The organism is Acrocarpospora sp. B8E8 (assembly GCF_039871605.1).
Taxonomy (GTDB): domain Bacteria; phylum Actinomycetota; class Actinomycetes; order Streptosporangiales; family Streptosporangiaceae; genus Acrocarpospora; species Acrocarpospora macrocephala.
On the sequence record NZ_JBDPLV010000052.1, the window covers coordinates 65,610 to 86,697 of the forward strand.

General features: G+C 69.1%; 13 protein-coding genes and 1 pseudogene. 4 read left to right on the forward strand and 10 right to left on the reverse strand.

Annotated elements, in window-relative coordinates; all coding sequences use genetic code 11:
• The first annotated feature begins 20 nt into the window (after positions 1–20).
• Entirely contained in the window at positions 21–4,739 is a 4,719-nt protein-coding gene (locus tag ABGB08_RS37615; RefSeq protein ID WP_347600751.1) for a PQQ-binding-like beta-propeller repeat protein, read from the forward strand.
• Between the two features lie 79 nt (positions 4,740–4,818).
• Here the strand turns inward: ABGB08_RS37615 and ABGB08_RS37620 are convergent, their stop codons facing one another.
• The 4 genes and pseudogenes from ABGB08_RS37620 to ABGB08_RS37635 all read right to left on the reverse strand — a co-directional run.
• On the reverse strand, positions 4,819–5,505 hold the full coding sequence (locus ABGB08_RS37620; protein WP_347600753.1) for a response regulator transcription factor: 687 nt from the start codon (positions 5,503–5,505) through the stop codon (positions 4,819–4,821).
• Complete coding sequence (locus tag ABGB08_RS37625; RefSeq protein WP_347600755.1) at positions 5,441–5,959, reverse strand: hypothetical protein; 519 nt, start codon at positions 5,957–5,959, stop codon at positions 5,441–5,443. Before ABGB08_RS37625 ends, ABGB08_RS37620 begins: the two co-directional genes overlap by 65 nt.
• A gap of 9 nt (positions 5,960–5,968) precedes the next feature.
• Positions 5,969–6,817, reverse strand: coding sequence for a type II CAAX endopeptidase family protein (locus ABGB08_RS37630; protein WP_347600757.1), 849 nt, complete (start codon positions 6,815–6,817; stop codon positions 5,969–5,971).
• 126 nt (positions 6,818–6,943) lie between these two features.
• Positions 6,944–7,156, reverse strand: a pseudogene (locus ABGB08_RS37635) (hypothetical protein); the annotation flags it as partial.
• Between the two features lie 172 nt (positions 7,157–7,328).
• On the opposite strand from ABGB08_RS37635, the gene ABGB08_RS37640 reads away from it, so the two are divergent.
• The 3 genes from ABGB08_RS37640 (at position 7,329) to ABGB08_RS37650 (ending at position 12,204) form a co-directional block, all read left to right on the forward strand.
• Positions 7,329–8,351, forward strand: a complete 1,023-nt coding sequence (locus ABGB08_RS37640) for a LacI family DNA-binding transcriptional regulator (protein ID WP_347600759.1) — start codon at positions 7,329–7,331, stop codon at positions 8,349–8,351.
• A complete protein-coding gene (locus ABGB08_RS37645; protein ID WP_347600761.1) occupies positions 8,348–8,623 on the forward strand; it encodes a hypothetical protein in 276 nt (91 codons plus the stop codon). Before ABGB08_RS37640 ends, ABGB08_RS37645 begins: the two co-directional genes overlap by 4 nt.
• A gap of 410 nt (positions 8,624–9,033) precedes the next feature.
• Entirely contained in the window at positions 9,034–12,204 is a 3,171-nt protein-coding gene (locus ABGB08_RS37650; RefSeq protein WP_347600763.1) for a family 78 glycoside hydrolase catalytic domain, read from the forward strand.
• Between the two features lie 70 nt (positions 12,205–12,274).
• Here ABGB08_RS37650 and ABGB08_RS37655 read toward each other — a convergent pair whose 3' ends face one another.
• The 6 genes from ABGB08_RS37655 to ABGB08_RS37680 form a co-directional block, all read right to left on the reverse strand.
• Positions 12,275–13,309, reverse strand: a complete 1,035-nt coding sequence (locus ABGB08_RS37655; protein ID WP_347600765.1) for a LacI family DNA-binding transcriptional regulator — start codon at positions 13,307–13,309, stop codon at positions 12,275–12,277.
• A gap of 120 nt (positions 13,310–13,429) precedes the next feature.
• Positions 13,430–14,206, reverse strand: coding sequence for an alpha/beta hydrolase (locus ABGB08_RS37660; protein WP_347600767.1), 777 nt, complete (start codon positions 14,204–14,206; stop codon positions 13,430–13,432).
• Positions 14,206–16,767: a glycoside hydrolase family 78 protein gene (locus ABGB08_RS37665; protein WP_347600769.1), complete on the reverse strand. Its 2,562-nt coding sequence runs from the start codon at positions 16,765–16,767 to the stop codon at positions 14,206–14,208. Before ABGB08_RS37665 ends, ABGB08_RS37660 begins: the two co-directional genes overlap by 1 nt.
• 1 nt (position 16,768) lies before the next feature.
• Positions 16,769–17,596, reverse strand: coding sequence for a carbohydrate ABC transporter permease (locus ABGB08_RS37670; protein ID WP_347600771.1), 828 nt, complete (start codon positions 17,594–17,596; stop codon positions 16,769–16,771).
• Positions 17,593–18,525: a sugar ABC transporter permease gene (locus tag ABGB08_RS37675; RefSeq protein ID WP_347600773.1), complete on the reverse strand. Its 933-nt coding sequence runs from the start codon at positions 18,523–18,525 to the stop codon at positions 17,593–17,595. Before ABGB08_RS37675 ends, ABGB08_RS37670 begins: the two co-directional genes overlap by 4 nt.
• Complete coding sequence (locus tag ABGB08_RS37680) at positions 18,519–19,826, reverse strand: extracellular solute-binding protein (RefSeq protein WP_347600775.1); 1,308 nt, start codon at positions 19,824–19,826, stop codon at positions 18,519–18,521. Before ABGB08_RS37680 ends, ABGB08_RS37675 begins: the two co-directional genes overlap by 7 nt.
• Between the last annotated feature and the right edge of the window lie 1,262 nt (positions 19,827–21,088).

Here is a 21,088-nt window from a genome sequence, read left to right on the forward strand (position 1 = left end):
CCCCACCCCGAAGGATCCTGATGTCCGCGTTAACTTGGACGCGCGCGCGCCTGCGCGTCGTCCTGTACACCGTCACGCTGGGGCTCGCCGCCAGTGTCGTGGCGGGCCCGCTCACGTCGTACGCGGCGCACGCCATCGACCCGCCAGAGGCCACCGTCAGCGGCGTCGTGTACGTCGACGCCAACGGCGACGGCCAGCGCAACCCCGGCGAGGTCGGCCTGGCCGGCGTGCGCGTCTCCGACGGCGCGGTCGCCACCACGACCGCCGCCGACGGCTCCTACTCGCTGACGATCTCCACCGACCGTCGCACGACGGACATCGTGTGGGCCGGCCAGCCGCGGGGCTACCGGTTCGGCCTGGACCAGTACAAGGAGCCGAGGTTCTGGGCCAACCTCGGCCAGCTCGCCGACGACGCCACGCCGACCGCGGACTTCGCGCTCGTCCGTGACCAACTCTCCGACGGCGACACCTTCTCCTGGGCCAACATCGCCGACCCGCACGTCAACGCACAGCTGCCCGACCAGATCCGCGAGATCAACTCCACCGGCACCGACCTGCGCTTCATCGCGGTCAGCGGCGACCTCACCAACGACGCCAGCCAGGGGCAGTTCGACACCTATCGGCGCGGCACCCAGCAGTCGGCCGTCGGCGTGTGGCCGGCCGTCGGCAACCACGAGTACGCGAGCGGGTCGGCGTACGCGGACAGGATCGACAACTATCGCAAGAACGTCGGTCCGGAGTGGTACTCGTTCAACTACGGCAACCGGCACTTCGTGGTGCTCGAGAACAACGGCTCCGCGCCGTTCGACGAGGAGCTGAACTGGCTCAAGGACGACCTCGCCGCGAGCGTCCCGCTCGACGACGACCCGAGTAACGACATCGAGGTCGTCGTCCTCACCCACCAGCCGATGAACGTCCCGTTCGGCTCGCCGTCGACGTACGACGCCTTCGGTGACGTGCTCGAGCAGTACAAGGCGCAGCTGATCCTGGTCGGCCACGAGCACTCCAACCACGTCGAGAACAACTCGGCGTTCGCCTCGACCGCCAAGCACATCCAGACCGTGTCGAGCTCGTACACGATCGACAACGCGCCCCGCGGCTTCCGCTACATCCACATGGCGGGCCCGGGCTTCGACAACCCGTTCCGGATGTACGGCGAGAACGAGCACCTCACCATCGTCAACCCCGCGCCGGGCTCGAAGGTGCCGGCCGCGGGGATGCCGGACGTCCAGATCAACGCCTACGACACCGGCGACGAGGTCGTCTCGGCGCGCTTCCAGATCGCCGGCGACAAGAACTGGAGGCCGCTGTACCGCAGCGGTGAGTTCACCTGGCGGGGCAACCTGCCCAACAGCCAGCAGACGCCCGGTGAGCACCGCATCGACGTGCAGGTGGTCGACGCGACGGGCAAGACCTGGACCAAGTCGGCGGACTTCACGCTCACCGGCGAGCCAGAGCTCAAGCCGGTCGCCGGTGGTGACTGGGACCAGCACCACGGCGACCCGTCCCACTCCGGTGTCGCGCCGGCGCAGGAGGCGGGCCGCCGCCTCGCCTGGAGCTTCCGCACCGAAGGCACCTTCCTCACCGGGTCGCCGGTCATCCACGACGGCGTCGTCTACGCGGGCACCCGCGACGAGAACGGCGACGGCAACAGCCGGATCCACGCCGTCCGGCTCAAGAACGGCAGGGAGTTGTGGAACGTCGAGGTGCCGCAGTCGATCCACGGCAGCCTCGCCTACGGCGACGGCCTGATCTTCGCGCCGACCCTCGGCTCGGAGCTCTACGCCGTCGACGCGGAGAGCGGCAAGCTGCGCTGGAAGGCCGTGCCCGAGCAGGCGCCGGCCCCGAACAACCAGCGCACCTACGGCTACTACTCGCCGGCCGTCTCCGGCCACACCGTGCTCTGGCCCTACCAGACCCGCTTCGGCATCGGCAGCCAGGGCGTCCTCAAGGCGCTCGACACCCGCACCGGCGCGCAGATCTGGGCCTCCCCGATGTCCGGTGCGACCATGAGCGACGGCACGCCCGCCGTCATGGACGGCACCGTGTACGTCGGCAACGAGACCGCCGACCGCGTGCTCGCCTACGACCTGGCCACCGGCGCCCGCAAGTGGACCGGAGCCGAGTCGCTCGGCAGCTGGCAGGACGGCGTGCCGACCGCGGCCGAGGGCAAGATCTTCATCGGCGCCAACAACGGCATGGTCGCGCGTGACGCCAAGACCGGCGCGACGCTGTGGACCTACCAGAGCTCGCGTTCCTCGCTCGTCTCGAGTGGCTCGACCCCGAGCGCCGCGGCCGTCAAGGACGGCGTCGTCTACATGGGCTTCCCGAGCGGCGCCGTCGTCGCCCTCGACGCCAAGACCGGCAACGTCTTCTGGGAGCGGGCGCTGCCCGGCGACATCTACCACGGTGGCGTCATGTCCAGCCCGGTCGTGGCCGGCGACACGCTCTTCGTCGGCGCCAACAACGGCAGGTTCTACGCCCTGGCCACCGACACCGGCCAGATCCTGTGGAGCCACGAGATCGGCACCTGGGTGGGCGCCGGCCCGGCCGTCAGCGGCAACACCGTCGTGGCGGGCGCCTGGGACGGAAACCTCTACGCCTACGTGCCGGGCGGCGAGTCCGCGCCGCGCTGGGCGACCGTCACCGGCACGGTCAAGGACGCGGAGACGGGCGATCCGATCGCCGGCGCGAAGGTCACCGCCGTCGCCGCCGGTCAGGACACCACGGTGACCAGCACCGACGCCCAGGGCCACTACCGGATCGGCCTGCCGGCGTCGACCTGGACCGTCACGGCGGCCAAGCGCGGCCTGATCGCCGACGACCGCTCGGCGGCCGGCGTCACGGTCGGCACCACCGGCAACACGACGGCCGACCTGAAGCTGATCAAGGTGACCCACCCGGTCGCCGGCAAGTCGGTGTACGCGCCGGACTACGGCAACGGCAGCACGCGCACGGACGTCGTCACGGGCAGGGAGTACTACTACCTGGCCAACGACAAGGTCCGGGCGTCCGTGACGCCGTACGCCGCCGGCAACAACGGTGTCGGCGGCAACAACGGCGTCGGCGGTCTGGGCCAGGGCGCGCTGTCGGACCTCATGCTCAACGACGCCAACGGCGCCGAGACCCTCGACTGGGGCGAGATGCTGCTGCGTCCGAGCCTCACGCCGCCCGACTCGTGGGACCGGCCGAACGACCAGCTCGACCTGCCCGACCTCGTGGTCGACGGCGCCGCCGTGGTCGGCAACGGTCAGTACCGGGCGAACCCGGCCATCAAGGCGCAGGTCCGCTACGAGACCCTGCCCGACGCTCCGATCGTGAAGATGACGGTCAAGCTGACCAACACCGGCACGACGGGCTACCAGGGCTACTTCAACTACATGATCGACCCCGACAGCTCGGCCGACAACGGCCGGATCCCCGGGTTCAGCGGCGTCAACCCGGGTCTGAAGACCTCGGGCTGGACCGGGAACTACGTCTACGTCGGTGCTGACGCGGCCACCACGAACGGCCAGGCCGCCCACGGTCTCGCGTGGGCACTGGACACGCCGGCCGCAGTCGGTGCGTACGGCTACGTCGAGGGTCTCTACTACGACGCCTCGATGGTGCCCGGTGCCACCAAGCAGTTCAGCTTCTACCACCTGACCGACTACGCGACCGCCGGTGGCGACCCCACCCGCACCATCGCGAAGTGGGCTGACGAGATCGACCTGCACGACGCGGCCGTCCCGGACGCCGCCCGCGCGACCGGCACGATCACCGCGGGCGGCGCCGCCGTCCCCGGCGCGCGGGTCGCCCTCGAGCAGGCCGGCACGGTGGTCGCGACCACGAGCACCGACGCCCAGGGCAAGTACCTCGCCAAGGCCCCGGCCGGTCAGTACGACCTCCGCGTGTCCAAGCTGGGCTACCAGACGGCCACCGGCACGGTCACCGTGCCGGCGACGGGCAGCGGCGTCGCCGACGTCGCGCTGAACCCGGTCACGGTCGAGGCGAGCTACGGTAAGCAGATCGGCTCGGGTCTGGTCGAGGCGGGCTCCGGCGACGTCATGCTCGAGAACGACAAGCTCTCGATGGCGATCGCCGACGCCTACAACGATTCGCAGCTCTCCGGCGGCACCCGCGGCAAGCCGGTCGACATCGCCGTCCGCGGCATGGCCGACCAGTTCGACTGGATCAACCTGCCCTACGTCTCGGCGACCCAGCCGACCGGCGGTAGCGCGTGGGACATCCGGTCGGTGGCGGCGACCAGCGTCCAGATCGTCCAGGCGACCGGCGACAAGGCCGTCGTCCGGGTATCCGGGCCGGTCAACGGCTTCACGGGGCTGACGGCGACGACGACGTACACGCTGAAGCCAGGCGATGACTTCGCCACGGTCTCGACGGAGTTGAGCAACTCCGGCTCGGCTCCACTCAGCGTGTGGACCGGCGACGCGATGGACCACGACGCGGCCGGCCAGGCCAGTGTCATCCCGGGCACCGGCATCGTGACGCCGGGTGCGACGGCGGCGTACGTCCCGACCAAGCCGTACATCGGCATGACCGGAACCGACCCGCAGGTCTTCGGTCTCGTCTACGGCACGCCGGCCGGCGCCTTCGACGTCTACGCCGCGGGCAACTGGGTGATGAGCAGGTTCAACGTCGACGTGCCGGCGGGCGGCTCCTACACCCTCACCCGCAAGCTCGTCGTCACCCCGGGCACCGACGCGGTGGGCATCCTCGACGGAGTGTCCGCGCCGTAACGCGCACCCACCCCACCACATGGCCGGCCCGGAATCCAACCGGGCCGGCCATGTGCGCGACGGCTCAAAGGTCCTTGATTCAGCCCGTACCGGACACCAGTCCTACGCGGTACGCGAGGACGACCGCCTGGACGCGGTCGCGGAGGTCGAGTTTGGCCAGGATTCGTGAGACGTAGGTTTTCACGGTCTCGGGGGCGATGAACAACGTCGCGGCGATCTCCGCGTTGGACAGGCCGGCGGCGATCTGCCGGAGTACCTCCAGTTCGCGGTGGGTCAGCGCGCGGACGATCTCCTCGCGGGCCGGGCGGGCGGTGTCGGCGGGGCGCAGGCGTCCGGCGAAGTGGCCGATGAGGGTGCGGGTGACGGCGGGGGCCAGCAGTGAGTCGCCGCGGGCGACGGTCCGTATGCCGTTGACGAGTTCCGCGGGGGGCGCGTCCTTGAGCAGGAAGCCGCTGGCCCCGGCCTTGAGGGCTTCGTAGACGTACTCGTCGATGGTGAAGGTGGTGACGACCATTACTTTGGCGGGGGAGAGGATGCCGGGGCCCGCCAGCCGGCGGGTGGCTTCGATGCCGTCGATGATGGGCATGCGGATGTCCATCACGATCACGTCGGGCTTGAGCCGCTGGGCGGCCTCCACCGCTTCGCGGCCGTCGGCGGCCTCTCCGACGACGGCCATGTCGGGCTGGGCGGAGAAGATGGTGTTATACCCGGCGCGTACCAGAGCCTGGTCTTCGCAGATGAGCACGCGGATCGGAAGGCCGGTCACGGCTCGTTCCTGGCGGGGATGCGGGCGTGGACGCGGAATCCTCCCCTGGGGCCCGCGGCGGCGGACAGCTCGCGGCGGCGGCCAGGCCGTACCGGAACCTGGCTTGGTGGGCTCCGGCGGCGTACAGGGACAGGTAGAGCCCGATGCTGGCGAACGTCGGCGGATACGCCAGTGCTTGGTGCGCCGCGAAGGCGGAGCCGACGACTGCAACGCAGGCCGCGGGACGGCGGCTGCGGATGACCAGCGGCACGGACTGGGCCAGGGCCAGCAATACCGCCAGCGCGTCCGGCGGGCGTCGGGGCAAATCGCCGATCTGGGCCGACATGGCCGACATCGTCGGCACGTACGCCAGCAGGGTGACCGCCACCGCGAGCAGGCCGTCCCGCACCGCCAGGTGCTGGGCCCGCCACCAGCCCGGCCACGAGCCGATGGCGCGGATCGCGTACGCGAACACCCGGCAAGCCTAACGGCGGCCACGCCGCACCGGGATCAAGTCGCCGCGCCGATGCGCCAGGACGAGCATCGGCACGGCCAGCAGCACGCTCACGGCGACCGGGATGATCGACGCTTCCAGCCCGAACCCGCCGCCGGTCAGCCACGCCGGGCCGCTCACCTCGGTGGCCAGCAGCCCCGGCGACACGTGCCCGGACACCGGGATGCCCAGCAGCGCCACGGTGGCGTTCCACGCGGAGTGCAGTCCCACGACGAACCAGATGGCGCGCCGCCACAGGAACGCGGCCCCGAGCAGCACACCCGCCTCGACGGCGATCGCCAGCGAACTCCCCACGGTGGCCGCGGGGTTGGCCAGGTGCGCGGCCCCGAACACCAGCGCGGTGACCGCGACGGCGCCCACGCTCCCGCACAGCCGCTCCAGCGCCTGCAACGCCAGGCCACGGAAGATCAGCTCCTCGGTGACCGCCGCCCCCACGGCCGTCGCGGCCACCGTGAACACCACCGACAGGACGTTCCCCGGTGCCCGGCTGAAGGCGTACCCACCGGCGGCTGCGATCAGCAACGCCGAGACCAGCACGAATCCCAGCCCGATGCCGGCACCCGCCAGCGCCTCCCGCCCGGCCCGCCTGCTGGCGATCTCCGGTGTCTGCCGCCCGGCGGCGTACCGCATCACCGCCCAGTACACGGCCAGCGCGGCGCCCGCGCCCACGATGGCGAGCACCGGTCCCGCGTCCGCGGTCACCGCCGACACCGCGCCGACGCCGAGCAGTCCGATCAGCATCCAGGTCAGAGGGAACCGGACGATCCGCCGGATCCGGCCGTCCGGGAGCGCGTGGTGCGGGCTGCCTGCCGTGCTCATGGTGACCTCCGTCGATGCCGGCCGCCCGGTCGCGGCCACCGGAAACGCTATGAGCGCGGCCATTTCGGCGAATCACCAGTGAGTGGACGATTTCGGTAGCTCTCACGGGGGATGCGCGCTGCGACGTCAACCGAGTTGGCGCTCGCCCTGGGCCGCGGCGAGGAGACACCGAGAGTCGGCCTCGAACTGGCCACCACCCTCACGGTCCGGGAGAGCACAGCCCGATTGACGGGTCAGTGACCTGAGGTTGCCGCCGGTCAGGGCGAATACCGCGTTGGCGACGTGCTCGGGCAGCACTTCCCGCTTGAGGAGGGTGCGCTGGGCGTAGAACTCGCCGAGCGGCGCATGTGCGAAAAAACGTTTTAAGGACTGCGCCTGGAGGGCCGTAGATGTAACGCGCTGGAAAACGTCAAGCCCGTGGCTGTGACCGAATTTGGGGCTTGACACGTTTTAATCTGGCGGCCAAAGTGTGGCGAGCGTTACACCTCAACTCAGCCCTGCGAGGTCATCCATGCCACGATCGCAACCCGGCCCTCGTGACCGGGCGGTCGGCATCAAGCAGGTCGCCCAGCACGCGGGGGTCTCTCCCGGGACCGTGTCGAACGTGCTGAACAGGCCGGAGCGGGTCGCGGCCGCGACTCTTGCCCGGGTCCAGCAAGTGATCAAAGAGCTGGGTTTCGTCCGGAACGGGTCGGCGGCCAGCCTGCGTTTCGGACACGGCCGGACCATCGGCCTGATGATGCTCGACCTGGGCAACCCCTTCTTCACCGAGATGGCGCGCGGCGTCGAGGACCTCATGAGCGAACGCGAGTACGGCGTGATGCTCTGCGGCTCGGCCAGCCAGGAACATCGCGAGGAGCGCAACATGCGCATGCTCGCCGAACAGCAGGTCCGCGGAGTCCTGGTCACCCCGGTGAGCGACCGGCGCGACAGCCTGGCCCTGCTGCGCGAGCGCAACATCCCGACCGTCATGCTCGACCACGCCGCCACCCGCGCCGACCAGTGCTCGGTCACCGTCGACGACGTGACCGGCGGCCACGTGGCCGTCTCGCACCTGCTGGAGCGCGGGGCCCGCGACATCGTCTTCGTCGGCGGCCCCCTCACCACCCGGCAGAACGCCGACCGGCGGGCCGGCGCGCTCCGTGCCCTGGCCGAGGCGGGACACGGCGCCCTCCGCGAGTTGATCGTGGAGGAGATGACCTCCCGCGCCGGCGACGAGGCCGCCGGACACCTGCTCGCCGAACTCCCCGACGGGATCTTCTGCGCCAACGACCTGCTCGCGATGGGCGTGCTGCGGGTGCTGCTCCAGCAGGGCGTCCGGGTCCCGGGGCGGGTCCTGCTCATCGGTTACGACGACATCGAGTACGCCCGCGCCTCGGCGATCCCGCTGACCTCGATCCGCCAGCCTCCCTACACGCTGGGCCGGATCGCCGCCGAGCTCCTGCTCGACGAGTGCGACCATCCCACCTCCCACGTCCACCAGCAGATCATGTTCCAGCCCGAACTGATCGTCCGGGAGTCCACGAGCCGATGACCGCCACGATCGCCGCCATCGACCTCGGCGCCTCCAGCGGCCGCGTCATCACCGCCCGGGTGGGGGACCAACGGCTGGAGCTCACCGAGGTGCACCGGTTCCCCAACCGGTCGGTCCGCCTGAACGCCCGTGCCCTGGGTCTGATGTCCAGCCTCTCGTCCCCGCGAGCACTCATCGCCGAGACCCAGCCGCTGCGCCACTACGAACCCACTGGATCCCCCGCGGTCTGGACGGACGCCGCCACCCGTCTCAGAACGCTGACCCCGGCCTGAATCCTGGCGGACGAAGACATCGCCTATTCGATTCTCCAATTGCGGATCGAATGGGCTTTCGCCATGTCCAGATATATCTGAATTTGTTTCGAGAATTCGGTCTTGACGGCACCGAATGAAACGAATAGGTTAATTAAAGAAGGCGTTAAAACGTTTTAATCACTATGAAGGGAACAGCGGGTGTATCGGCACGGGTCTGGACGGCTCTGGTCGTCCGGCCGATGACGCCCAGGTCGGGGATCGACCCATCGAAAGCCGGGTCCATCCGGTCCCGCTTTCACGTTTTCGATCTCAGCAACGGAACATCTGCACGCTGGCGTTGAACGGCCGGAACCGATGTTTCCCGCACTGAAAAATGAAAGGAGCAGACGATGCCAGTGAACAAACCTCCGCGACGCGCCATAATCGCGATGGGATTGGTTCTCGCCATGGTCGTGCCGTTCACCGCGACCGAGGCCAACGCGGTCGCCGTGGGGCAGCCGGGCAACGTCGAGGTCAAACGCCTCAGCGTGAACGGGCGCGATGACTCGCCCCTCGGTCTGGACGACTTACGGCCTGTCCTGAGCTGGCAGGCCGCCGAGACCGGTCAGGCTCGCTCGCACCCCTGCTACCAGCCCGGCGCGGTGATCGCCTGCCCAGCCGACAAGCAGACGGCCTACGAGGTGCAGGCGGCCGAGTCCGAGGCGAAACTGGCGGCCGGTGACCTGATCTGGACGACAGGCCGCGTCGCGAGCTCCGACCAGCGGGTGATCTTCGGCGGGGCGCTGCGATCCCGGCAGACGGTCCTCTGGAGGGTGCGGGTCTGGGACGCCGACGAGCAGGAGTCCGCGTGGTCGGCCCCCACGAAATGGACGGTCGGCCTGCTGGAGCAGAGCGATTGGGGCCAGGCGCGCTGGATCGACTACCCCGACCGGACCGAGAACCAGCCGCTGCCCATCTTCGCCCGCCAGTTCACGGTCCCGGGCGGCAAGAGGATCGCCGACGCGCGGCTCTACCTGTCGGGCGTCGGCCTGCATCACACCACGATCAACCGCGATGAACTGACCGACGAGGTCCTCGCTCCGGGGAACTCCAACTACCAGCTCTCCAGCGAGTACCGCACCTACGACATCAAGCACGCCCTGCGGGCCGGTGCCAACACCATCGGCGTGGAGATCGGCAACGGCCCCGCCTACGTGCGCCGCAGCGTGACCAACCCCGCCGTCGGCCGGACCTCGCCCTACTCCTGGTGGCAGAGCCAGCCCAAGGGCAACGGGACGCTGGCCGTCGCCGCCGCGGCCGGCGCGAGCACCATCAAGCTCGACAGCGTCTCCAACTACCACGTCGGCGGCACGATCAACGTCGACACCGGCCAGGGCGGCGACCGGCTCGAATCCCGTGTGATCACCCAGATCGGCACCGCGGGCGCCGCCGGGACCGGCATCAGCTTCGATCCGCCGCTGTCGGCCGCCCACGCCGCCGGAGCCAGGGTCACCGGCTCGGGCAACAACATCGCGGCCAGCGACGCCTCCGCCGGAGCCGCCGTGACGCCGCGGCTCATCGGCCGCATCGAGATCTCCTACGAGGACGGCACCTCCGACACCATCATCACCGACCGATCCTGGCGCACCGCCCTCGGCCCGCTGGTCACCGACGCCTGGTACTCCGGCGCGGACTACGACGCCCGCCGCGAGCAGGTCGGCTGGGACAAGCCCGGCTCGAACCTGACCGCGGCCGCCAAGCGCCGCGACGGCTCCCTCACCGGATGGGTCAGCGCGGGCATAGCTCCGCCGCCGAACCTGGCGACCAAACTGGTGGCCCGGACCGCCGAGCCGATCAGGGAGCAGGAGCGCTTCCGGCCGATTTCGGCGACCAACCCGGCCCCCGGCACGTGGGTCTTCGACTTCGGCCAGAACATCGTCGGCTGGCCCAAGCTGAACCTGGGCCAGGTGCCCGCGGGCACGACCGTCCGCATGTCCCCGGCCGAGTCCCTGAACGCCAACGGCACCGTCAATCAGGCCTCTCTCATGGGCGGCGGCGGAGGCCGCGGCACCAACCTCTTCAACACCTACACCGCCTACGGCAACGCCGGCGGCGAGACCTGGAACCCGCAGTTCAACTACTTCGGCATGCAGTGGGTTCAGGTCACCGGCCTGCCGGAGGGTTACACGCCGACCGCCGACCTCATCACGGGCATCCGCCTGCAGGCGGACATCCCGGTCGCCAGCGCGTTCACCAGCTCCAACGCGCGCGTCAACCGCATCCACACGATGGCGCGCTACTCCTTCGCGGCCAACATCATGTCGGTCTTCACCGACTGCCCCGGCCGCGAGAAGCTGTCCTACCCGGCCGACTACACGATGCCGATGGGCTCCATCCACCGCGACTACGAGCTCGACGCCTTCATGCGCACCACGGCGCGGCACCTCGTCGAGGGCCAGTCCCTCGCCGACACCTCCATGGCGGGCAACGTGGCGCTGAAGACCCCGGTCTACGACTGGGGCTACACCGGCCAGTTCGGCGACGAGATCAACTGGGGCAACGCGATCATCCTGGTCCCGGCCATGTTGTACGAGCTGTACGGCGACACCCGCACCATGGCCCAGTACTACGACCAGATGGTGAAGTTCGTCGACTACATCCAGCGTCAGAAGGTCGGCACCGGCGCGGACGCGCACATCGTGAACGCCGCCCTGTCGGACTGGGTCTCCGCCGAGCCGACCTCCGGCCGGATCACCGGAACCTGGGGCTACTACATCATGATCACCAAAATGGCGGAGATGGCCCGGCTCACCGGCCACACCGCGGACGCGGCGGAGTACGGCCAGCTCGCCACCCAGATCAAGGACGCGTTCAACCGGGCGTTCTTCAACGACGCCCTCGGCCGCTACACCGCCAACGGCAACGCCGGCACGACCGGTGCCTCCCAGGCCGCCCAGGCGCTCGCGCTCGACGCCGGACTGGTCCCGGCCGACAAGCGGGAGGGCGTCCTGAACGCGCTCGTCGAGCTCATCTACGCCTTCCACCCCAACGGCGACGGCCCGCACTTCAGCGGCGGCACCATCGGCATGGCCCCGACGGTCCGCGCGCTGATGGACGGCAACCGCGACGACGTGCTCTGGGACCTGCTCCAGGAGGACGACCAGCCGAGCTACGGCTTCTTCATGGCCTCCACCCCGGCCAACCCGGGCGGCATGACGACCATAGGTGAGCGCTGGAACCGGGGCGACTCCAAGAATCACATGATCCTCGCGCAGATCGAGGAGTGGTTCCACGCCGGTCTGGCCGGCATCCGTTCGGCACCCGGTTCGATCGCCTACGACAAGCTGGTCATCCAGCCCACGGTCGTGGGCGACCTGACCAGCGCCGAGAGCAGCTACTCGACCCCGCAGGGGGTCGTCAAGAGCGGCTGGACCAAGGAGGGCGGCCGGTTCAAGCTGAAGGTCACCGTTCCGCCGAACACCATGGCGGAGGTCCGGGTCCCCAAGACCGACCAGCAGACGATCATCGCTCCGGCGCGGGCGAGCTTCGTCCGGGCTGAGGGCGGCTACTCCGTCTACTCGGTCCCGTCGGGCCAGGATTACGTCTTCGTCACGCAGTAAATGACACGCCGTAAATGAAGAGCATGGGTGCCACCCGGAAGGGCGGCACCCATGCCGACGTCTGGAGAGGTCAGGCGGGAGGAGGAGCGGTGGAGCGGCGGGTGATGAGTTTGGGCGCGACCGAGAAACGCGCGGCCGACACGCGGCCCTCGATGCGCTCCAGCAGCAGCCTGCCCGCCATCCGGCCCATCGAGAAGCCGTCCTGGTCGACGCTGGTCAGCGCGATGATGGGCAGGGCGGCCAGCAGGGTGTTGTCGTATCCGGCGATCGAGACGTCCTGCGGGACCGAGAGGCCCGCCTCGTGCACCGCCGCCAGGGCGCCGATCGCGGCCTGGTCGGCGCCGGCGAAGATGGCGGTGGGACGGGGCGAGCGGGCCAGCAGTTCGCGGGCGCCGTCATAGCCGCCCTGCTCGTTGTAGAACGTGGTCGCGATGGCGATCTCGTCGCCAAGGCCGTGCTCGCGCATGATCCGTTTGTAGGTCTCGGCTCTGATGATGTGCAGCAGGTCGGCGGGCTGCGCGAGGCTGTTGTCCTGGTGGGTGATGTGGGCGATCCGGCGGTGGCCGAGCTCGATCAGGTGTCTGACGACCAGTTCGGCGCCCGCCTCGTCGTCGTCGTACACCGAGTCGTACAGGGTCGACCTTTCGTGGCGGGCCAGAACGACGAACGGCCGTTCTTTCGCCACTTCCTCCATTCGGTTCTTGGAGGCGAGCGGAGCCACATTGATGATGCCGTCCACCTGGCGGTCCAGTAGCGCGTCGACAGCCTGCCTTTCGGCCTTTCTGGTGTCCCCGCCCTGAACCATGATGGCCTGATATCCGGTGTTCTCCAGTTGCCCGGAAAGGCCGTCGAGAATGTCGGCGAAAAACAGGTTGCGGATATGCGGAAGCACCAGGCCGATCGTGAACGTGCGCCCGCGCATTCCCCGGGCGGCGGCTTGCGGCCGGTAACCCAGTTCCGCGATGGACGCCTGGATCCGGCTCTTGGTGACCGCGCTGACGCCCGTGGCGTTGCGTATCACTTTCGACACCGCGGTGGTGGACACCTGGGCGTGGCTGGCCACATCGGCGATCGTCACCCGCCGCCGAGGGTTACGCGTGGCCATCGAATTTCCTCCCGAGGGTGTTCCGTCGATTGTACGAGTGCACGCGGCGGTGCTTTCCGCTGTTTATCCGATCACGAGCCGGATGTCGTTCCGGCCAGCAGCCGGGCGCGGGTCTCCAGGTCATCGATCATCGTCGAGGCACTCCAGATGCGCGCGAAGGAACCGGACGGTGGACTGGTGCAGCCGGTGGCGGTGGGGCACGGTGGACCAGCCGTGGTCGGCGTCGCCGATGATCACCAGCTGGGCGTTGCCGTCGTAGTGGTCGATGTAGCGCCGGGCGTATTCGATGGGGGCGATGGTGTCGCGGTCGCCGTGGATGATGAGCACCGGCCCGGTGTAGGCCGCGGACCGGCCGTAGACGTCGAAGTTGGTGATGTCCTCGACTAGGGCGGCGCTCATCCGGTGGCCATCGGCGTCGAAGTAGCCCTTGTCGGCCAGTTCGCTGGCGATGTGACGGCCCTTCAGCCGGCCGGCGCCGACCTCGAAGGGCGCCACGGCGGCCGGAGACCACAGGCACAGCGCCCGGACGCCCGGCTCCTCGGCGGCGGCGACCCCGGCGACCACCGCGCCCATGCTCATGCCGACCAGCGCGATCCGGCCGGGGTCGGCGAAGTCGAGCTCGCGCACGGCCCGCAGGACCGCCCGGGTCTCTGCGATCTCCCTGGTGATGGTGACGTCGAAGAAGTCGCCGTCGCTCTCGCCATGCCCGGACAGGTCGAACCGGACCGACCCGATGCCGTTCTCCTCCAGCAGCCTGGCCATCGAGACGAACGAGCCGTTCTCCATGCGGTTGTTGGAGAAGCCGTGTACGAAGATCACCACGGGTCCTCGTTCGACCGGGGTGTGCAGGGCGGCGCGGAGGGTCAGGCCGTCGTGGTGGAAGTCGTGGTAGCGCATCACGCCTCCAGGCGGAATACGTGCCGGCCGGAGCCGACCTCGATGGGATGGTCCGGGTCAGCCGGCGGATGGACCGTCGCCGTGGTGTTGGGCGGCACCACGACCGTGATCGTCAGCCGCGCTTCGGTGCGCTCCCAGCTCGCCTCGGCCGTGCCATAGGGGGTCTCGTGCCGGGCCCGGGCGTGGGTGAGGCCGCCGCCGGGGCGGGGACGCACGGTCAGGCGGCGGTAGCCGGGCTCAGCCGGGGCCAGGCCCGCGATCGTGCGGTGCATCCAGTCGGCCACCGCGCCCAAAGCGTAGTGGTTGAAGGAGGTCATCTCGCCGGGGTTGATCGTGCCGTCGGGCAGCATGCTGTCCCAGCGTTCCCAGATGGTGGTGGCGCCCATGGTGACCGCGTACAACCAGGACGGGCACTCGGTCTGCAGCAGCAGCCGGTAGGCATCCTCGATCGCGCCCGCGTCGGTGAGGGCGTCGCAGATCAGCGGGGTGCCGACGAATCCGGTGCCGATGCGGTGGCCGTTGGCCCGGACCAGCTCGGCCAGGCGCCGCCCGGCGTGTGCCCTGCGCTGGTCGCCGTCGAGCAGGCCGAAGCGCAGGGTCAGGGCGTAGGCGGTCTGCGAGTCGCTGGTGACCTTGCCCTCGGTGGTGGCGTAGGCCGAGTCGAACGCGGCCACCACCCGGTCGGCCAGCGCGTGGTAGCGATCCGCGTCCTCGGCGCGGCCGAGCGATGCCGCGCTCGCGGCGACCAGCCGGGCCGAGTACGCCAGGTACGCGGTGGCGACCAGCCCCGGGTCGGTCTGCGCCTCGAAGGGCCGTTCGGGAGGAGCGGTCGGGTCGAGCCAGTCCCCGAGCTGCGGGCCGGTGTCCCACAGGTGGGAGTCCCCCGCCAGAGCGGCGATCTGGTCCACCCAGGCGGTCATGCTCGGATACTGCGCGCGCAGTAGCTCCAGGTCGCCGGTGCGTCGGTGCAGGGTCCACGGCACCACGACCGCGGCGTCGCCCCAGGCGGCCGTCGGCGGCACGTCGACGAACGGTTCGAGCGCGATCCAGGGCACGAACACCGGCACGGTGCCGAACTCGGCCTGCTCGGCCGCGAGGTCGGCCAGCCAGGAGGCGAGGGGCCCGGCGCAGTCGTACAGGAAGGCGGCGGTGGGGGCGAAGACCTGGATGTCTCCGGTCCAGCCGAGCCGCTCGTCTCGCTGGGGGCAGTCCGTGGGCAGGTCGACGAAATTGCCGCGCATGCTCCAGACGACGTTCTCGTGCAGCCGGTTGAGTCGCGGATCGGAGCAGGTGAAGTCGCCGGTGCGGCGCATGTCGGTGTGGCAGACCACCGCGAGGACGTCGCCGCTGTTCAGCTCGCCGGGCCAGCCGTCGAGCTGGGCGTAGCGGAACCCGTGCACGGTGAAACGCGGCTCCCACTCCTCGGGACCGTCGCCTTTGAGCGTGTAGGTGTCGTGCGCGGCCGCCATGCGAAGCGGGCGCAGCGCCAGCGCGCCGTGCTCGTCGAGAACCTCGGCGTGGCGGAAGGAGACGGTCTGCCCTGCCGGGCCTTGGACGCGGATGCGCAGGCGACCGGCGATGTTCTGGCCGAAGTCGAGGATGGTCTCCCCGTCGGGTCCGGTCAGGGTCGCCACCGGGGTGAGCGTCTCCACCCGGCGCACGGGCGGGCCGGTGGGGGCGACCAGCAGGGCCGGGTCGTGGGGCAGCAGGTCGGCCGGTCGCCAGGCGGAGTCGTCGAAGCCGGGGGTGGACCAGCCGAGGGGGAGCAGGCGGGCGTCGTGGGCCTCGCCGTCGTAGAGACTCGCCGAGGTGACCGGGCCTGGGGCGCAGCGCCAGTCGCCGTCGGAGGCGACGGTCTCGGTGGTGCCGTCGGTGTAGGTGATCTCCAGTTGGGCGATCAGCGCGGTGCGGTCGCCGTAGAGGCCCGACCGGCCTCCGCGGAAGCCGATGCGGCCCCGGTACCAGCCGTCGGCCACCATCGCGCCGATCGTGTTGGCGCCCTCGCGCAGCAGGTCGGTGACGTCGTGGGTGCGGTAGCGCAGCCGGTGGTGGTAGCTGGTCCAGCCGGGGGCCAGCACGTCCTCACCCACGCTCGTGCCGTTCAGTTCGAGGTCGTAGAGGCCGTGGGCGGTGACGTACAGACGGGCGGCGGCGACCCGGGCTCGTGCGGTGAAGTCGCGGCGCAGCAGCGGAGCCCCGTCGAGCAGGTCCCGGACTGGCGCGGTGGCCCCGGCCCGCCAATCGGCCGAGTGAAGTAGCCCGGTTTCCACCCAGGACCAGGGGCTCCAGTCGCTGACCGAACCGTCCTGTCCATGGACGCGGACCCGCACGCTCCGGCGTTCACGCGAACGCAGCACCTCGCCCGGCCAGGGCACCAGCACCGACTCTCCGGACTCCACGCGGGTGGCGCCGCCGTCGTTGAGTTCGATCTCGTACGCCTGCTGCAGCCATCCCGGACGGTCGGTGCCCACCAGCCAGGACAGGCGAGGAGCGGCTTCGCCGATGCCGAGGGGATCACGGTGGTGTTCGAAGGTGACCGGTTCGACGTTCAGAAAGGTCATGTCATCCCTTGATGGCGCCGGCCGTCATGCCGGCGACGATCTTGCGGTTGAAGAAGACGAAGGCCAGCAGCGGCGGGATCGTGATGAGCACGATGTCCATGAACAGCAGGTTCCACTGCGTGCTGTACTGGCTCTGGAAGTTGTAGAGGGTGACCTGCACGGTCGCGTTCTTGTCGCCCGGCAGGAAGTAGAGCGGGTTGACGAAGTCGTTGAAAATGGCCACTGAGCTGGTCAGGATCACCGTGATCGTGACCGGTCGCAGCAGCGGGAAGATCACCTTGAAGAACAGCGACAGCCCGCCGCATCCGTCGATCATGGCCGCCTGGTCCAGTTCCCTGGGGATGGCGGCGATGAAGGCCCGGAACAGCAGCACCGCGTACGCCAGCCCGAAGGCCACTTCGATCAGCACCAGTCCTGGCAGGGTCTTGAACAGCCCGATGGCCTGCAGCAGCCAGATCGTCGGCACGATCGCAGGCGGGATGATCAGTCCGGCCAGCACCAGGAAGTTCGCCACCGCGCCGATGCGCCCGGCCCGGCGTTGCAGCACGAAGGCCGCCATCGCCGCGCCGATCACGATGAGGGCGACCGAGGCGACCGTGACGATCGTGCTGTTGAGGTAGGCCCGCAACAGGATGTAGTCGCGGGCCTGCACGACCTCGACGAAGTTCTGCACGATCGGCCAGTTCGCCGGCCAGGCGAAATCCAGGTCCGCCGACTGCACGTCGTCCTTGACGGCCGTCAGCAGCATGAACGAGAACGGCACCAGGAAGATCACGGTGGCCAGGAGCAGCGCCAGGCCCTCGGCCCCCGCGCATTTGACGGATCTCATAGGGCGACCTGCCGCTTGCCGAGGAAGTAATTGAGTGGAACCACTAGCGCGGTCACGATGACGAACAGCAGCACGTTGCCCGCCGTGGACAAGCCGAAGAACCCGGCCTGGTACTGCTTGTAGATGATCGAGGCGATGACGTCGCTGGTGAAGCCGGGGCCGCCGCGGGTCATCGTCCAGATCAGGTCGAAGGACCGCAGCCCGCCGATGAACGACAAAATGATCACCGAGTAGGTGGCGGGCCAGCTCAGCGGCAGCGTGACATGGCGGAAGCGATGCCAGGCCGTACCCCCGTCGACGGCGACCGCCTGGTAGTAGTCCTGCGGGATCGACAGGATGCCGGCGATGTAGATGACGGTGGCCAGCCCGACGCCCTTCCAGACGTCGACCAAAGCGACCGACAGCAACGCGGTCGTGGCCTCGCCCAGCCAGTCAGGGCCGGAGCTGCCGACCAAGGCCAGGGCCTTGTTGACCAGTCCGGTGTCCGGGCGCAGCAGCGCGCTGAAGGTGATGCCGACCGCGACCGTGGAGACCAGCACGGGGAAGAACACCACCGACCGCAGGAAGCCCCGCAGCCGCAGTCTGCTGGTGAGCAGGACCCCGAGCGCCATCCCGAGCACGACCTTCAGCCCGCTGGTGATCACGGCGTAGCTGAGGGTGTTCTGGAAACCGATGCTGAGGTTCTGCTCGGCCAGGAAGTCGCGGAAGTTGTCCAAACCGACGAAGGTGCTGTCGAACAGGGTCCAGCGGGTCAGCGCGAAATAGAACGCCATCACCGTCGGCACCAGGAAGATCACCAGGTAGACGACAGCGGCCGGGAGGTAGAGCGCGTACGGGTAGGCCGAGCGCATCTTGCCCGCCGCCCGGGCATGACGGTGCAGCACGGCCGGGCCGGGCCCCGTGCGAGGCCCGGCGTCTTTGATCACCACCCCGCGAGGCCCAACTGCTTGGCCTGCTTCTCCACGTCCTTGTCGTACTGGGCGGCCCCTTCAGCCGGCGGCGTCAGCCCCGAACCGACCGCGACGGTGATCTGCTCCAGCGCTGGGCCCTTGATCGGCGACAGGAACTCCAGCGCCGGCGCGGTAGTTCCTTGGTCGATGTACACCTGGAGATCCTTGGCGACCTGGAGGGCGTCCTCGGGCAGTTTGGAACCCTTGACCCGGTAAGGGCCAGACGGGCGGACCGCTGCGGTGACCGCGTCGGCCCCGGCCGGGGAGGCGACGAATGCCAGGAACCGCTTGGCCGCGTCCAAGTGCTCGGTGGTCTTCGCGATGTAGATCGCCGCGGGTTCCCAGACGGTGGCGCCGTTCTTGGCCGGGTCGTCACCCGGGATGCCGAAGAAGCCGACATCGGTGGCGGTCTGCGGGTAGTTGGCCAGCAGCGGCGGCAGCAGGCCACTGAGCATCGGGTAATGGGCGCCGCTGCCCTCGACGAGCATCTTCAGGCCCTGGTCCAGGGTGGCCGAACCAAAGCCCTTGTTGGCATACCCCTTGGCGTGGACGTCGGCCAGGTGCTGGAAGCCGCCGATCGCCGCCGGAGTTCCGGCGAACTTGGCCTTACCCGCGGTGTAGTCGGCTGCGAACGTCGGCACCGCGGCCTGCACGTTGTAGTAGTCGGCCAGGACGAAGATCTGCGAGGTCCAGGTGTCCTTGAACGTGGTGATCACCGGGGTGATGTTCGCGGCCTTGATCTTGTCGTTGTTGGCCATGAACTCCGCCCACGTCTTGGGCACCTGCAGGCCGAGCCGCTCGTAGACCTTGCGGTTGTAGAGGATGCCGCCACCGGTCAGCGTGGTCGCCGGAACGCCGAAGACTTTGCCGCCCTGGGTGACGACCGGCAGGTAGTCGGGCTGGACGTTGGCCAGGACAGGATCACCGGTCAGGTCGACCAGCGTCTGCGTGGGGTTCAGGGCCTGCAGCAGCGAACCGGAGTTGTACCAGAAGACGTCGCTCATCTCGCCGGTGGACAGGCGGGTCTTGATGATGTTGTCGCCTTCGCTGCCACCGGGCTGGTTCTCGATGTCGATCTTGATGCTCGGGTTGGCCTTCATGAAGGCGTCGGCCAGCGCTTTCGAGGTGTCGACCGTGGATTGGTCAGTACCCGTCAGGAAGGAGAGGGTGACGGGACCGGCACCGGCCTGTTCGCCGCCGCCGCTCGCGCCGCAGGAGCTCAGGGCCGCTATCGCCAGAACGGCGACCGCCGTCGTGAGCGGGCGGAGTGAGGTTTTCATGGGGCCCCTCCAGGGGGATTGAATCGTTTTAAGCGGCTCCCCGATGCGGTTAACGTAGGCGTTACAAACTAGGGCGTCAAGAGACAATTAGGTAACGGTACCCACTGATTTGCCAGGTCAGCAGGCTAAGAATGGCTATTTAGCGATACCGATGCTGCTTCGAACAGGAGTAATGCCGAACCACTTCGAGCGCCACGGGTTCTGGATGATGTCGCCGGGCGGGCGCAACCTGGTCCACGCCGATGGAACCCCGGCGATCCTCGTCGCCGACACCGCGTGGGGGCTGCCCTGGCGGGCCACCGAGGAGCAGGTGCGCGTCTACGCGGCCGACCGCAGATCCCGGCCGGCGGTGCCGAGGTCCACACCTGGGAGCACTGCGGCGCCCTCCGGCCCATGCGCGAGGACGGGCTGCCGATGGCCTACCAGGTCACCGACCCCCGTACCGGAGCAGTCCTCGCCACCGGTCGCAGGTCACCGGGCGAACCCATCGAGGACGACCGGCACATTGCCCGGGTCGTCATCTTCCACGAGGACGAACCCATCTCTCAGCAGACGCACGTTCACCTCCCACCGGATCGCTCCTATCGAAGGAGAAGCACGATAACGACTGTCCGCTGCATCAACCCCCGTATCAGGTGCGCTCAATGCGCGGGTACGGGTGGTCGGTGTTCTGGGGCTGATCAGTGTGCTCGAAGGCGGCGGCCCAGGAGGCGAGCAGGCGTAGCGCGTCTTCGGAGGAGGAGCCTGGTTCGGCGGGAGCAGTTCTTCCGGCTGGACCGCGCAGCACTGAACGCGCTGGCGGATAAGCGCCCCCCGCCACCAAGCTGGGATGGGCGGTGCAGTGGGGCACGGTGCGGATGCTCGGGGTGTTCCTGACTGAGAGCCCGCTGGCGGTACCGCCCGGCGCGGTCGCTTTCGTGGCCGAGCAACTGGGCCTGGATCCGGCCTGCTCGGCCGACTACGGTCGGCGTCAGCAGACGGTGTACGAGCATGCCTGGGAGATCCCTTCCACGGCGATGCCTCCGCGCAAACCTGAACGCCTACGGCCAAACCTCAGGCTGCATACTGCACCTCTTCGGGTCGTTCCGGCGGTGTTTGGCGTTCGCGCTGGTCAGGTCTTGTTGGGGCGGCGGCTGGCCTTCGGGCGGTCCGGCGGGTTGTCGGGGTCGGGTGGGTCGTAGAGGAACTCTCCCTTGTCGTTATAGCGGGTGCCACCGACAATCCCGGCTCGCCGCCAAGCTTTGATCGTTTTGGGGTGGACG

Excerpts from the sequence above, each read along its gene's own strand:
- ABGB08_RS37665 (WP_347600769.1), bottom strand. The coding sequence starts at position 16,767 with ATGACCTTTCTGAACGTCGAACCGGTCACCTTCGAACACCACCGTGAT.
- ABGB08_RS37650 (WP_347600763.1), top strand. The coding sequence starts at position 9,034 with ATGGGATTGGTTCTCGCCATGGTCGTGCCGTTCACCGCGACCGAGGCC.
- ABGB08_RS37660 (WP_347600767.1), bottom strand. The coding sequence starts at position 14,206 with ATGCGCTACCACGACTTCCACCACGACGGCCTGACCCTCCGCGCCGCC.
- ABGB08_RS37645 (WP_347600761.1), top strand. The coding sequence starts at position 8,348 with ATGACCGCCACGATCGCCGCCATCGACCTCGGCGCCTCCAGCGGCCGC.
- ABGB08_RS37680 (WP_347600775.1), bottom strand. The coding sequence starts at position 19,826 with ATGAAAACCTCACTCCGCCCGCTCACGACGGCGGTCGCCGTTCTGGCG.
- ABGB08_RS37615 (WP_347600751.1), top strand. The coding sequence starts at position 21 with ATGTCCGCGTTAACTTGGACGCGCGCGCGCCTGCGCGTCGTCCTGTAC.
- ABGB08_RS37640 (WP_347600759.1), top strand. The coding sequence starts at position 7,329 with ATGCCACGATCGCAACCCGGCCCTCGTGACCGGGCGGTCGGCATCAAG.
- ABGB08_RS37670 (WP_347600771.1), bottom strand. The coding sequence starts at position 17,596 with ATGAGATCCGTCAAATGCGCGGGGGCCGAGGGCCTGGCGCTGCTCCTG.
- ABGB08_RS37630 (WP_347600757.1), bottom strand. The coding sequence starts at position 6,817 with ATGAGCACGGCAGGCAGCCCGCACCACGCGCTCCCGGACGGCCGGATC.
- ABGB08_RS37655 (WP_347600765.1), bottom strand. The coding sequence starts at position 13,309 with ATGGCCACGCGTAACCCTCGGCGGCGGGTGACGATCGCCGATGTGGCC.